Annotated in this window: 10 protein-coding genes and 1 other RNA gene; 6 read left to right on the top strand and 5 right to left on the bottom strand. The window is 49.3% G+C overall.

The annotated features are described in order from the left end of the window. Window positions 1-30: 30 nt before the first annotated feature. The 4 genes from T499_RS0110410 to T499_RS0110395 all read left to right on the top strand — a co-directional run bounded on the left by T499_RS0110410 (window position 31) and on the right by T499_RS0110395 (window position 5447). On the top strand, window positions 31-1602 hold the full coding sequence (locus tag T499_RS0110410) for an OmpP1/FadL family transporter (RefSeq protein WP_033150911.1): 1572 nt from the start codon (window positions 31-33) through the stop codon (window positions 1600-1602). Between the two features lie 212 nt (window positions 1603-1814). Beyond that, entirely contained in the window at window positions 1815-3416 is a 1602-nt protein-coding gene (locus T499_RS0110405) for a thiamine pyrophosphate-dependent enzyme (protein WP_033150910.1), read from the top strand. Window positions 3417-3443: 27 nt separating this feature from the next. Continuing rightward, window positions 3444-4016, top strand: coding sequence for an indolepyruvate oxidoreductase subunit beta (locus T499_RS0110400; protein ID WP_013063028.1), 573 nt, complete (start codon window positions 3444-3446; stop codon window positions 4014-4016). A 120-nt stretch (window positions 4017-4136) separates the two neighbouring features. After that, window positions 4137-5447: a pyridoxal phosphate-dependent aminotransferase gene (locus T499_RS0110395; RefSeq protein ID WP_013065196.1), complete on the top strand. Its 1311-nt coding sequence runs from the start codon at window positions 4137-4139 to the stop codon at window positions 5445-5447. Between the two features lie 37 nt (window positions 5448-5484). On the opposite strand, the gene T499_RS0110390 is transcribed toward T499_RS0110395, so the two are convergent. The 3 genes from T499_RS0110390 to T499_RS0110380 all read right to left on the bottom strand — a co-directional run bounded on the left by T499_RS0110390 (window position 5485) and on the right by T499_RS0110380 (window position 8389). Then, window positions 5485-5907: a hypothetical protein gene (locus T499_RS0110390; protein WP_033150909.1), complete on the bottom strand. Its 423-nt coding sequence runs from the start codon at window positions 5905-5907 to the stop codon at window positions 5485-5487. Continuing rightward, window positions 5907-6767, bottom strand: a complete 861-nt coding sequence (locus tag T499_RS0110385) for a sigma-70 family RNA polymerase sigma factor (RefSeq protein ID WP_013064942.1) — start codon at window positions 6765-6767, stop codon at window positions 5907-5909. Before T499_RS0110385 ends, T499_RS0110390 begins: the two co-directional genes overlap by 1 nt. A gap of 110 nt (window positions 6768-6877) precedes the next feature. Continuing rightward, a complete protein-coding gene (locus tag T499_RS0110380) occupies window positions 6878-8389 on the bottom strand; it encodes a trypsin-like peptidase domain-containing protein (RefSeq protein ID WP_033150947.1) in 1512 nt (503 codons plus the stop codon). A gap of 299 nt (window positions 8390-8688) precedes the next feature. Between T499_RS0110380 and rnpB the strand changes: the two genes are divergently transcribed. Both rnpB and T499_RS0110375 read left to right on the top strand, forming a co-directional pair. After that, window positions 8689-9063: RNase P RNA component class A (gene rnpB / locus T499_RS14265), an RNA gene on the top strand. Window positions 9064-9074: 11 nt separating this feature from the next. Further along, window positions 9075-9998 carry a YihY/virulence factor BrkB family protein gene (locus T499_RS0110375; protein WP_013064569.1) on the top strand — a complete coding sequence of 308 codons (924 nt, stop codon included), beginning with the start codon at window positions 9075-9077 and terminating at the stop codon, window positions 9996-9998. 182 nt (window positions 9999-10180) lie between these two features. Here T499_RS0110375 and thrC read toward each other — a convergent pair whose 3' ends face one another. Both thrC and T499_RS0110365 read right to left on the bottom strand, forming a co-directional pair. Next, window positions 10181-11485, bottom strand: a complete 1305-nt coding sequence (gene thrC / locus T499_RS0110370) for a threonine synthase (protein ID WP_033150908.1) — start codon at window positions 11483-11485, stop codon at window positions 10181-10183. Between the two features lie 74 nt (window positions 11486-11559). After that, window positions 11560-12804: a cofactor-independent phosphoglycerate mutase gene (locus T499_RS0110365; protein WP_033150907.1), complete on the bottom strand. Its 1245-nt coding sequence runs from the start codon at window positions 12802-12804 to the stop codon at window positions 11560-11562. Window positions 12805-12829 lie beyond the last annotated feature (25 nt).

Raw genomic sequence — 12829 nt, 5'->3', positions numbered from 1 at the left:
CATTAATACATTAAACATTATATTGCCATTATGAAGAAGATTTTATTGGCAGCGATTGCTATGGGCTTAGTTTTGCCAGCAGCTGCACAGGATACATACGAGAGCGCCCGCTTGCTGGGTAGCGATCTGAACGGAACCGCCCGCTATGTGGGTATGGGTGGAGCAATGGAGGCTTTGGGTGCCGATATCTCAACCATGGGTACTAACCCTGCTGGTATCGGACTCTTCCGCCACTCAACAGCCAGTTTGAGTTTCGGCGTGGTTTCGCAGGCCGACGCTAAGGAGTTCGACGGACTGAATAAAACCAATATGAGCTTTGATCAGGCTGGATTTGTTTACTCGGCTCGCGTTAGTCCCACCTCTTTTATTAATGTGGGCTTCAACTACCACAAGAGTAAGAACTTCGACCAGATTCTGTCGGCTGCCAACTCATTGCGCGGTTGCTCACAGAACGGACTCACCTACGAAAAGGCCGCTCGCGGACTTTATGAGTTCGACGAGAACAAGCAAGGCGAAGTGATGGGATGGGAGGGCGACTATCGCTCATACCGCTATAATCAGGCCGACTATATGAACGCCAACGTGTTCCTGCTCGATCCTGATGATCAGTACTTTTATTGGAGCGAGGCTGGTGCCTACAGCTTTGATCGTGCACATCGCGGATGGATTGCCGATTACGACTTCAACCTGAGCGGTAACTACAACGACCGTTTCTTCTGGGGACTGACTGTTGGCGTACAGGATGTACACTATAAGGGTTATTCGGAGTATGCCGAGACCATCCTTGATTCGCAGGGTATTAAAACTGGTTCGCTGGCTTATGGCGACGAGCGTAAGATTACCGGTACTGGTATCAACCTGAAGTTTGGTGCTATCTTCCGTCCTGTCGAGGAGTCGCCATTCCGCATCGGTGCTTACATCCACACACCAACCTGGTACGAGCTTACCTCGAGCAACTCAAGCGCTATGGTTAACAACACCCCTTACGGTTCTTGGGATAAGGGTCAGAGTCAGGAGAGCTACGACTTTGCTTACCACACACCTTGGAAGTTTGGTTTGAGCCTTGGAACCACCATCGGTACCCAGTTTGCTCTGGGTGCAGGTTACGAGTACACCGACTACAGCGCCAGCCAGAACCGCATCATCGATGGTTACGACTATTACGACAATGCCGAGACCTCGAAGGATGTAGCCATGAAGGCCAATACCGAGCGTTCGCTCAAGGGTGTATCAACCCTGAAGTTGGGTGCAGAGTACAAGCCCGTTCCTGAAGTAGCATTCCGTGTAGGCTACAACTACATCACCAGCGGTTACAAGATGGATGGTGTTCGCGATATGACTGTCGACAGCCCAGGCACTATGTACGCTTCTACAACCGACTATGTAAACTGGAAGGATACTAATCGCTTTACCTGCGGTGTAGGTTTCAAGGTAGGCAAGATGAACATCGACCTGGCTTACCAGCTGAGCAATACTGATGGTGAGTTCCACCCATTCCAGGACTATCAGAGTCTCGCTTCTTCAACAAGCGTTAGCACAGGTGTTACTAAGGTTAGCAACAAGCGCAGCCAAGGTTTGCTTACCATCGGATACACTTTCTGATAATGTAAAAATGTAACAATTAGAAAATGTAAAAATTGTAAGATTTTAGATTGTAGAAATTAAAAAACTGAAAGTTTATATGAATAAAAATACGGCTTATGCAAATTAAGCCGTATTTTTTTGGCTGTTTGCTCAAAAATGCCTACCTTTGCCCCTGATAGATAATATCACATAATTGAAAATCGTAAAATTGTAAAATATAAATTAGTCAGATGAAAAAGCTTTTATTGGGAGACGAGGCTATTGCTCAGGGCGCTATCGATGCTGGTCTGAGCGGTGTATATGCCTATCCCGGCACTCCATCAACGGAGATTACTGAGTATATCCAGGAGTCGGCCATTGCCAAAGAGCGTAACATCCACCGCCGTTGGAGCACCAACGAGAAGACGGCTATGGAGGCTGCACTCGGTATGTCGTATATGGGCAAGAGGGCGCTGGTGTGTATGAAACATGTAGGTTTGAACGTTTGTGCCGATCCGTTTGTTAACTCGGCTATGACGGGTACCAACGGTGGTGTTGTGGTTCTGGTAGCCGACGACCCATCGATGCACTCATCGCAGGACGAGCAGGACTCACGTTTCTATGCTAAGTTTGCCATGATTCCCACCTTGGAGCCCAGCTCGCAGCAGGAGGCCTACGATATGATGCAGGAGGCTTTCGATATGTCGGAGAATCTGCACCTGCCCATCCTGATGCGTGTTACCACCCGTATGGCTCACAGTCGTGCCGTAGTTGAGGTGAAGGACGAGGCCCGCCCACAGAACGAGCTTAACTACAATGCCCAGGCCAGTAACTGGGTACTTTTGCCCGCCTTTGCCCGCAAGCGTAATGTAGTAGTAACCAGCCAGCAGCCTTTGCTGGAGCAGATGGCTGTTGAGAGCAAATATAACAAGTATATCGATGGCGCCGACCACAAGTTGGGTGTCATCGCCAGCGGTATTGCCTACAACTACCTGATGGAGTGCTATCCCGAAGGTTGTCCTTTCCCCGTGCTGAAGATTTCGCAGTATCCTATCCCCAAGAAGCTTATCCGACGTATGACCGACGATTGCGAGCAGGTACTGATAGCCGAAGAGGGTCAGCCATTCATCGAGGATCAGGTTCGTGGTGTGATGCCCGGCAACGCTGTCATCAAGGGTCGCTTAACAGGCGAGCTGCCTCGTACAGGCGAGTTGAATCCCGACTTCCTGAAGAAGGCACTGGGTCTTGAGAGCAGCGAGAGCTATGCACCTTGCGAGGATGTAACTCCACGTCCACCTGCACTGTGTCAGGGTTGCGGTCACCGCGATGTTTACACCGCCCTGAACGAGGTACTGAAGGAGTATCCCAACGCCCGCGTGTTTGGTGATATCGGTTGCTACACACTCGGATTCCTGCCTCCTTACAAAGCCATCCACAGCTGCGTAGATATGGGTGCATCTATCACAATGGCCAAGGGTGCCAGCGACGCTGGTCAGTGGCCTGCAGTAGCCATCATCGGCGACTCAACCTTTACCCACAGCGGTATGACTGGTTTGCTGGATGCTATCAACGAGAATGCCGACATCACTGTGATTATCAGCGACAACCTGACCACCGCTATGACAGGCGGACAGGATTCGGCTGGTACCAATAAGTTCGAGGCTATCTGTAAGGGTCTGGGCCTTTCAGAGGATCACCTCAAGGTGGTTAACCCCATCCCCAAGAACATGCCCGAGATTACAGCAGCCATCCGCGAGGAGATCAACTATCACGGTGTGAGTGTGATTATTCCTCGTCGTGAGTGCATGCAAACGCTGCAGCGCCACCTCAAGCAAAAGAAAGCCAATAAATAATAATAGCAGAAAATAAAAAATAAAACGATGAAAACCGATATAATTCTTTGTGGAGTAGGCGGTCAGGGTATCCTCTCGATTGCTACCATCATAGGCGAGGCTGCCATGAAGGAGAACCTCTATATCAAGCAGGCCGAGGTACACGGTATGAGTCAGCGTGGTGGCGACGTACAGTCGAATCTGCGCATCTCGAGCAACCCCATCAGCAGCGATCTGATTCCGCTGGGTGGTGCCGATGTGATCATCTCGATGGAGCCCATGGAGGCTCTGCGTTATCTGCCATTCTTGGCTAAGGATGGTTGGATTATCACTTCGAGTGCTCCTTTCGTAAATATCCCCAACTATCCTGATATCGAGAAGATTAAGCAGGATTTGGAGAGTGTAAAGAATGTGATTGTATTGGATATCGAGCAGGCTGCTAAGGATAATGGTGTGCCCCGTTCGGCCAACGTGATTCTGCTGGGTGCAGCCCAGAAGGCCTTGGGTATCGAGTACGATAAGTTAGAGGATGCCATCCGTCGTGTCTTCGCCCGCAAAGGCGATGCCATCGTAGAGGCTAACATCAAAGCCCTCGCCATCGGTAAAGTAGCGCAAAAATGATTAATTAGGCACGGATTAACGCGGCTTTTAATAAATTAAAAGACACGGATTTACTGCGATAAAAACAGCAGTGTCTCTTTGAAAAAGAGCCGTGTTAATCCGTGCCAAAAAATAATTTTTATGGAAACTCCGATTAAAAGAGAAATAGTTGACTCGCTGGTAGCGGAGCTTGGCATTGAGGATTTTGCCAAGGCTACCATCCGCGAGGTGAAGCAGGTAGCTGCTAAGGCCGAGAAAGCGAGTGGGGTAGAGTTCATCAAGATGGAGATGGGTATTCCTGGTTTGCCCGCCGCTCAGGTAGGCGTTGATGCCCAGATAAAAGCCCTCGAAGGTGGCATTGCCCATTCGTATCCCGACATCCAGGGTGCGCCCGTGCTCAAGGAGGCTGCTTCGCAGTTTGTAAAAGCCTTTATCGGCGTAGATATCAAACCCGAAGGCTGCGTACCTGTAACAGGTTCGATGCAGGGCACTTTCGCCTCGTTCCTCACCTGCTCACAGTGCGACAAACAGAAGGATACAGTGCTGTTTATCGACCCAGGATTCCCAGTACAGAAGATGCAGCTGCAGGTGATGGGCGTGAAGTACGAGACTTTCGACGTGTATAACTATCGTGGCGACAAGCTGCGTGGCAAGCTCGAGAGCTATATGAGCAATGGTAACATCTGCGCTATCGTATATTCAAACCCCAACAACCCCTCGTGGATTTGTTTGCGCGAAGAGGAGTTGCAGATTATCGGCGAGCTGGCCACCAAGTACGATGCCATCGTGATGGAGGATCTGGCTTACTTTGCTATGGACTTCCGTAAGGATCTCTCGAAACCCTTCGAGGCCCCTTATCAGGCCACAGTAGCCCGTTATACCGATAATTATATGCTGCTCATCTCAGGTTCAAAGGCATTCAGCTATGCTGGCGAGCGTATTGGTGTGGTTTGCATCAGCGATAAGCTGTTCCATCGCCATTTTCCCGATCTGGCTGCCCGTTATCAGGGTTTGCCCTTCGGTCCTGTATTCTCAACCCGTATGCTGTATGCGTTGAGTTCGGGTACCAGTCATAGTGCCCAGTATGCAATGGCCGCTATGCTCAAGGCCGCTTACGAGGGTAAGTACGATTTCCGCAAGGAGATTAGCGTATATGGCGAGCGTGCCAAGAAACTGAAGGAGATTTTCTGTCGCCACAATTTCTATGTGGTCTACGATAAGGATTTGGACGAACCTATTGCCGACGGATTCTACTTTACCATTGGTTATCCCGGCATGACATCTGGCCAGTTGGCTAAGGAGTTGATGTACTATGGTGTATCGGCTATCTGCTTGATAACCTGCGGTTCCGAACAGGAAGGCTTGCGTGTTTGTACCTCGTTTATCGAGGATCACCAATACGCGCAACTCGAGGAACGCATGAAGGTGTTCGAAATCAATAATCCCCGATAACAAAAAGGCCCCCGCAAATTTGCGAGGGCTTTTTTATTTAATCGTTACTCATATCTACGGCGGTGAACTTAAAGTCCGTTTCGGCTACGTTGCGCACATCGTAGGGTTTCTTGCTCTTAACCAGATATTTGTTCTTCATCTTGGTGTACTTCTTCTCAACCTTCTTGCGGTCAACGTTGGCCACTACCACACAAGTACGGTTGGGCAGGTTACGCTGATTGGCAAAAAACTCGCGCAGCTGATAGCTGTAGTTATGTCTGCCAGCCAGCATCTGCTTTTTCTTGGTAACCCAAACGCTGTCAACCTTCTGGATATTAGTAAAATATACGGTAGAATCGTTGAACGAAGCAACGAATCCGAACATATACGCATGTGGAACCTTCACATTTTGTGCCTGCACGTTAGCGGTGCCGGCAGCCATCAGCACGATGGCAAGTGTAAGCTGTTTAAATAATCTCATTATCCTAAATATGTCTTTAAAAATTTATTCGCTTTGCTGTTTCTTAGCTTGCGGATAGCCTTTTCTTTTATCTGACGTACGCGTTCACGGGTTAATCCAAACTTGGTACCAATCTCCTCGAGTGTCAGCTCGGGCTGGTTAATGCCGTACGATGCCTCTACCACGTTGCGCTCGCGCTCGTTCAGGGCACTCAGGGCGTTTTGTATCTCCGATTTCAGCGACTCCTCAACCAACTGGTTATCGGCCAGTGGGGCATCGCTGTTGGCCATCACGTCGAGCAGGCTGTTGTCTTCGCCCTCAACAAACGGTGCATCCACACTAATCTGGTGCCCGTTAATGGCCATCGCCTCGTCAATCTTTTCTTGTGGCAAATCCACTTTCTCGGCTATCTCATCTACCGATGGGCGGCGCTCGTTAAGCTGCTCAAATCGGTTTATCTCACGATTGATCTTGTTTACCGATCCCACCTGGTTCAGGGGCAGTCGTACGATACGACTCTGCTCTGAGATGGCCTGCAGAATGCTCTGACGTATCCACCATACGGCATACGAGATGAACTTGAAGCCGCGTGTCTCGTCGAAACGTTCGGCCGCTTTCAGCAATCCTAAATTGCCTTCGTTAATCAGATCGGGCAGCGACAATCCCTGATTCTGATATTGCTTAGCCACAGATACCACGAAACGAAGGTTAGCCTTCGTTAATCGCTCCAACGCTTTAGTGTCTCCTTTTTTTATGCGCTGTGCCAATTCAACCTCTTCCTCAGCCGAGATCATGGTCTCCTTACTAATCTCTTGTAGATACTTTTCCAGAGCCGCACTCTCACGGTTGGTTATAGATTTAGTGATCTTTAGTTGTCTCATCGTGGTAATAATATGTTTAAGTTGGCCGCAAAAGTAAGACTTTTTCCTGAAACAACCAAAAAAAAGCCACGAATTTTAATCATTCGTGGCTCTTTTTTATCTATTTGTGCTTATTCGTCTTCCAAAGGTACTGCGAAATAGCCTTTTTTGCCTGTAGGATAGATACCCTGGATGTAGAGCACGGGCTCCTTCGACTTCGAGGCTGCCTTCACTACTTCCTGCAGGTCGGCGATGCTCTTCACGCTGTGGTCGTTGACACGCTGGATGATGAAGCCCTGAGGCACACCAGCCTCCTTCAGTCGGCCGCCGCTGACCTTGAGCACCTGGAGACCGTAGCCGATGTTGAGCTGCTCTTTCTGTGAGTCGGTGACGGCACGGAACTGTCCGCCAAGCACGTCGATATCAGCATCCTTCACCACCTTCGTGTTGCCCTTCTCGTTCTTCAGGGTCAGTGTGGCAGTCTTCTTAGACTTGTTGCGCAGATAGGTGACGGTAATCTTGTCGCCAGGACGCTTCTGGGCGATGATGCCTGTCAGCTCACCAAACTTGGTCACCTTCTGTCCGTCGATGTGGGTGATCACGTCGCCTTCCTTCAGGCCGGCATCCTCGGCAGCGCCATCTTCTACTACCTTTCCGATATAGATTCCTTCCATGGTGCCCAGATCGACATCCTTGCCTTCCTCTTTCTGAGCGTCAACATAATCTTTCACGTCGCCACCCTGGATACCAATCATACCACGCTGTACGTTTCCATATTTCTTCAGGTCGTCAACAACCTTGTTCATGATCGAGGTAGGAATAGCGAAGCCATAACCGATGTTAGAACCTGTAGGTGAAGCGAGCATGGCGTTGATACCAATCAGTTCGCCACGGGTATTTACCAGTGCACCACCAGAGTTACCCTGGTTGATGGCAGCATCGGTCTGAATCATCGACGACACGAGATTGGCAGTACGCTTGTCGCGTGGGTCGTTCATTGAACGTGCCTTTGCAGAGACGATTCCTGCAGTGACAGTATTGTTCAGTCCGAGTGGGTTACCTACGGCCAGTACCCATTCTCCAACCTTCACGTTGTCGCTATTAGCGATGACAATGGCAGGCAGGTTCTTGGCATCAATCTTAATGAGTGCCAAGTCGGTTGTGGCATCAGCGCCGATGATGCGGGCTGAATATTCTTTATTGTCGTTGAGGGTAACCATCAGTTCGTCGGCACCATCCACCACATGGTTGTTGGTCACGATATAACCATCAGCCGAGATGATCACACCAGAACCTGCTGCTACACGCTTTGGGGTCTGAACCTGGCGCTGGCGACGGCCACCGTTGCCCTGACCACGACCAAAGAAACCGCCGAATGGATCAGAGAAGAAATCCTCAAACGGATCGCTATACTCAACGGTCTCAATCTTTGAGTTCTGGGTGTTCTTGATGTAAACCACCGCTGGCAGCGCTTTCTCGGCTGCATAGGTAAGGTCTACTGGCTGACCAGCTGGTGCTGCTGGAGCCGATGTAACGATAGGAGCTGGAGCAGTAGCTGCGTTAGAGTTAGCGAATGCTACTACTGAAAGAGTCAAAGCAACAGCGCATACTGCGGGAGTTGCTGCATTTACGATCTTTTTCATATTCTCATTCATTTTTTTAATGTTTTAAATTCTACATTCAGGTTTCCTTTCACGTTTTGATGGTGCAAAAATAAGTGCATTATTTTAAATACTGACAATTTGACGCAAAGATTTGTCCCAATTTAACAATTAGGCATAAAAGCTTAACGAGCATTTGCGATTAACACTTAAAATCTTAAATTACTGACAAATTTAAGTATTTATTATGTTTTTAGTTGCTTATTTTTAATTATGAGTATAATTTTGTGCATATTATTCGTGATTTATGAATTTTATTGCTAACTTTGCACGCAGAAAACGCACTGCAACGGTTTGTCGCTGGCGCTTCTGAAAGGTCGCGCGAGAGGAAAGTCCGGGCAGCATAAGGCGCTCCACTTCTGAAAGTAGAAGCTATTGGTGACAGTAGGTGCCGGCAGAAGAGAACGACCGCCTCAGTTTTTTGAGGTAAGGGTGAGAAGGTGGTGTAAGAGACCACCAGCCAGCGGGTGATCGTTGGGCTGTGTCGACTGGAGGCTGCAAGTTCATGTATACCATCGTCTGAGGGTTGCCTGCCCAACGACGCAAGTCACGATGGAGGGTAGAACGCTTGAGCCATGGGGTGACTCATGGACTAGATAAATGACAAACGCCATGCCTGCATGGTACAGAACCCGGCTTATAGGGGCAGTGCTTTTTTTTGATAATTATGACACTCAAAAAGATATACCGTACACTTGTTCTCACCATTCGTTTCTTTACTACGAAACGAGTGATGACGCAGGCGTCGGCTCTTACTTACAGCACCTTGCTGGCCATCGTACCCATCCTGGCGGTTATCTTTGCCATTGCCCGCGGCTTTGGTTATAATAAGTATATCGAGATATGGTTTCGCGATGCCTTATCGTCGCAGCCGCAGGTGGCCGATATCCTGACCGACTTTGTCAACAGTTACCTCATCCACACGCAGAGTGGCATCTTCCTGGGTGTGGGCTTGCTGTTTATGCTCTACACGGTACTGATGCTGGTAAACAATGTTGAGGAAACGTTTAACGAGATATGGCAGGTAAGCAATGCGCGCCCCATTATGCGATCGCTTACCAATTATATGGCCATGTTCTTTGTATTCCCCATCATCATTGTGGTGTCGATGGGTCTTTCTATCTTCATGGCCACCATTGCGCAGCATACCGATGGTGTGGTTATCTTGGGTCGCGCTGTACGCTATCTGCTCGATTTCTCACCTTATCTGCTGCTCTCGCTGCTGTTTGTAGGTCTTTACGTATATATGCCCAATACCGACGTAAAGATTAAGAGCGCCATTGTGCCAGGCATCCTGTCGGGTGTGGCCATGCAGCTGCTGCAGTTGTTCTACATCCACTCGCAGATTTGGGTAACAGGTTACAACGCCATCTACGGATCGTTTGCCGCCCTGCCATTGTTTATGCTGTGGCTACAGATATCGTGGACCATCTGTTTGTTTGGTGCACAGCTCACGTTTACCAACCAGAATCTGGATCGTATTGGTATCAACCTCGATGAGATCAACATGCATCCGCTGGTTGATATGACCGATGACGAAACAAACGAAGCGGCCAGAGCATTATACTCCGACCGCCTCGATTCACTTTGATTTTTGGCAACGGACTACACGACTTTAGGCTTTTTTTCTTAGGACAAATCCAACCTGTTAGTCCTGTTGTCCGTTGCTAAATTATTGATTTCACTTTGATTTTTTTGCAACGGACTACACGACTTTAGGATTTTTTTTCTTAGGATAAATCCAACCTGTTAGTCCTGTTGTCCGTTGCTAAATTATTGATGCATGAGATAATCTTTGAAATCTGCAAAGTCCTTACTCATGGCCACGCTTTGCTTTTCGCCACGCATAAAGGCAGCCAAGCGCTCAGGTATTTCTACGTCGATACCCAGAATCTCATCCACCTTCTCCTTAAACTTAGCTGGGTGGGCTGTTTCGCAGAACACACCAAACTCGCCTGCCTGTAGTCCGTCGGCCAAAGCCTGATAGCCGCAAGCACCGTGAGGATCCAGGATATAACCCGAAGCTTTGTAACACTCGCGCATGGTTTCGCGAATCTGCTCGTCGCTATAGGTAGCACCGCTAATCAGCGCGCTAATCTTCTCGTGACTCTTATCGTACAGGTCGTAGATACGGGCAAAGTTCGAAGGATCGCCTACGTCCATCGCATTAGCCAGAGTCTGCTTCGATGGTTTGGGCTCGTATTTGCCTGTCTGCAGATACTTGTAGAAGATATCGTTGGCATTGTTGGCTGCGATGAATCGCTTGATGGGCAGTCCCATCTCATGGCCAAACAGCGCTGCACAGATATTTCCGAAGTTTCCACTAGGAACGCACATCACCAGATTGTCAGCCTTACCCTGTTCCTTCATGCGGGCGTAGGCATTAAAGTAGTAGAACGCCTGGGGCAGGAAACGGGCCACGTTGATTGAGTTGGCCGATGTCAGCTTCATGTGCTCGTTCAGTTCGGCATCCATAAAGGCATTCTTTACCAGCGCCTGACAATCGTCGAACACACCATCCACCTCGATAGCGGTGATGTTCTTACCCAGTGTGGTAAACTGGCACTCCTGGATAGGACTTACCTTGCCCTTGGGATACAGCACGTACACGTGGATACCCTCAACACCCAAGAATCCGTTGGCCACAGCCGAACCGGTATCGCCGCTGGTAGCAACCAGCACGTTCACCTGCTTATGACCTGACTCTTGCTTGATGAAGTACTGCAGCAAGCGCGCCATAAAACGGGCACCCACATCCTTAAAGGCGAGGGTAGGACCGTGGAACAGCTCCAAGGTGTAAATATTGTCTTTTACGTTCACCACTGGACAATCGAATGCCAAGGTGTCGTACACAATATCATGCAGGGCATCAGGATCTACATCCTCGCCAAAGAAAGCGCTGGCTACGGTGTAGGCAATCTCCTGAAAACTCATTTTCTCGATGTTGTCGAAAAACTCCTGGGGCAGCTTGTTGATACGCTCGGGCATATACAGTCCGCGATCCTCAGCCAGTCCCTTAACTACTGCTTTGTGCAGGTCGGCAATAGGAGCCTTGCCGTTGGTGCTATAGTACTTCATATTTTCGATATTTCGTTAATGTAACAATTTAAAAATTTAATAATGTAAAAATTAATTCTTGCATTTTATCATTTTTACATTTTATCAATGTTCATGAAGGTTTGCATAAACTCTTGGAGTTTTAGCAAACCGAATGAACCACTGACGCAGCTAACTTCGTCGTATTGCTGCACCTCGTCGGGGGCGATACCTTTGTGCCAAATCAGGAATGGCACGGGCTGGCCCACGTGTATGCGCATCTCAACGGGCGTCAGATGGTCGGGTAGTACTGCCAGGCATACGGGCTCGTTCATCTTAAGGATGTGCTCGTAGATGGGCTTGATGAGTCGCTGGTCCAGATACTCGATGGTTTTCAACTTCAGTTCCAGGTCGCCATCATGACCGGCTTCGTCGCTGGCTTCAACGTGTACAAACACAAAGTCGTCGTGCTCCAGCGCCTCGATAGCTGCCTGCGCCTTTCCCTCGTAATTGGTATCGGCCAAACCGGTAGCACCTTCCACTTCCACAATCTTCAAGCCAGCATAGTGACCAATGCCGCGAATCAAATCCACAGCCGAGATCACTGTACCCGATTTAATCTCAGGGTACTGCTGCATCAGCGTTTCCATCGACGGACGATAGCCACCGCTCCAAGGCCAGATGCTGTTAGCCTGTCGCTCGCCCTTAGCGGCCTTAGCCTGATTATAAGGGTGCTTAGGCAGCAGCTCCTGCGATTTCAGAATCAGCTCGTTCAGCAGTTCGGCTGTCTCCTGTGCCTCGGGTATATCAGCCTTTACCAGCAGTGGGCGCCACTCCTCGTTAGGATGATCATGGGGTGGGGCGCAAGTAATATGCTTGTTGCCGCCCTTGATTACCAGTAGGTGACGATACTGTATGCCCGTAATAAACTTTACGCGCTCGCAGCCCTGACGCTCGTTTATGGGCTTGGCCAGGGTTTCGTTCAGATAGTCAATCAGCAGACGTGCATCTTCTGTTTCCAGATTACCACCGTTATGCGTAATAATCTTACCGTCCTGCAGGTTGATAATGTTACAGCGAAGTGCCAGATCGTCGTCGGCCATCTCGTAGCCTATCGAGGCTGCCTCCAGTGGTCCGCGACCCTCGTACACCTTATTCAGGTCGTAACCCAGAATCGCTGTATTAGCCACCTCGCTACCTGGAGGAAATCCCTCGGGCACCGTAATCAGTCGCCCGCAGCGTCCCTCCTTTGCCAGTTGGTCCATCATCGGCTTCGCCGCATATTGTAGTAGCGTCTTCCCGCCCAATCTTTCAACCGGCAGGTCAGCCATTCCATCTCCCAAAATAACTATGTGTTTCATATATAAATCCGTGTAATCCGTGCCT

The organism is Prevotella sp. RM4, from assembly GCF_000701965.1.
Lineage (GTDB): Bacteria > Bacteroidota > Bacteroidia > Bacteroidales > Bacteroidaceae > Prevotella > Prevotella ruminicola.
The sequence above is the reverse complement of the archived record's forward strand: the minus strand, read 5'-3'. Positions and strand labels throughout refer to the sequence as shown.

What these genes read in the sequence shown, in the direction of transcription:
- T499_RS0110385 (WP_013064942.1), bottom strand. Translation starts at nt 6,767, where the DNA reads ATGAGACAACTAAAGATCACTAAATCTATAACCAACCGTGAGAGTGCG.
- T499_RS0110365 (WP_033150907.1), bottom strand. Translation starts at nt 12,804, where the DNA reads ATGAAACACATAGTTATTTTGGGAGATGGAATGGCTGACCTGCCGGTT.
- T499_RS0110395 (WP_013065196.1), top strand. Translation starts at nt 4,137, where the DNA reads ATGGAAACTCCGATTAAAAGAGAAATAGTTGACTCGCTGGTAGCGGAG.
- thrC (WP_033150908.1), bottom strand. Translation starts at nt 11,485, where the DNA reads ATGAAGTACTATAGCACCAACGGCAAGGCTCCTATTGCCGACCTGCAC.
- T499_RS0110390 (WP_033150909.1), bottom strand. Translation starts at nt 5,907, where the DNA reads ATGAGATTATTTAAACAGCTTACACTTGCCATCGTGCTGATGGCTGCC.
- T499_RS0110405 (WP_033150910.1), top strand. Translation starts at nt 1,815, where the DNA reads ATGAAAAAGCTTTTATTGGGAGACGAGGCTATTGCTCAGGGCGCTATC.
- T499_RS0110375 (WP_013064569.1), top strand. Translation starts at nt 9,075, where the DNA reads ATGACACTCAAAAAGATATACCGTACACTTGTTCTCACCATTCGTTTC.
- T499_RS0110400 (WP_013063028.1), top strand. Translation starts at nt 3,444, where the DNA reads ATGAAAACCGATATAATTCTTTGTGGAGTAGGCGGTCAGGGTATCCTC.
- T499_RS0110410 (WP_033150911.1), top strand. Translation starts at nt 31, where the DNA reads ATGAAGAAGATTTTATTGGCAGCGATTGCTATGGGCTTAGTTTTGCCA.
- T499_RS0110380 (WP_033150947.1), bottom strand. Translation starts at nt 8,389, where the DNA reads ATGAAAAAGATCGTAAATGCAGCAACTCCCGCAGTATGCGCTGTTGCT.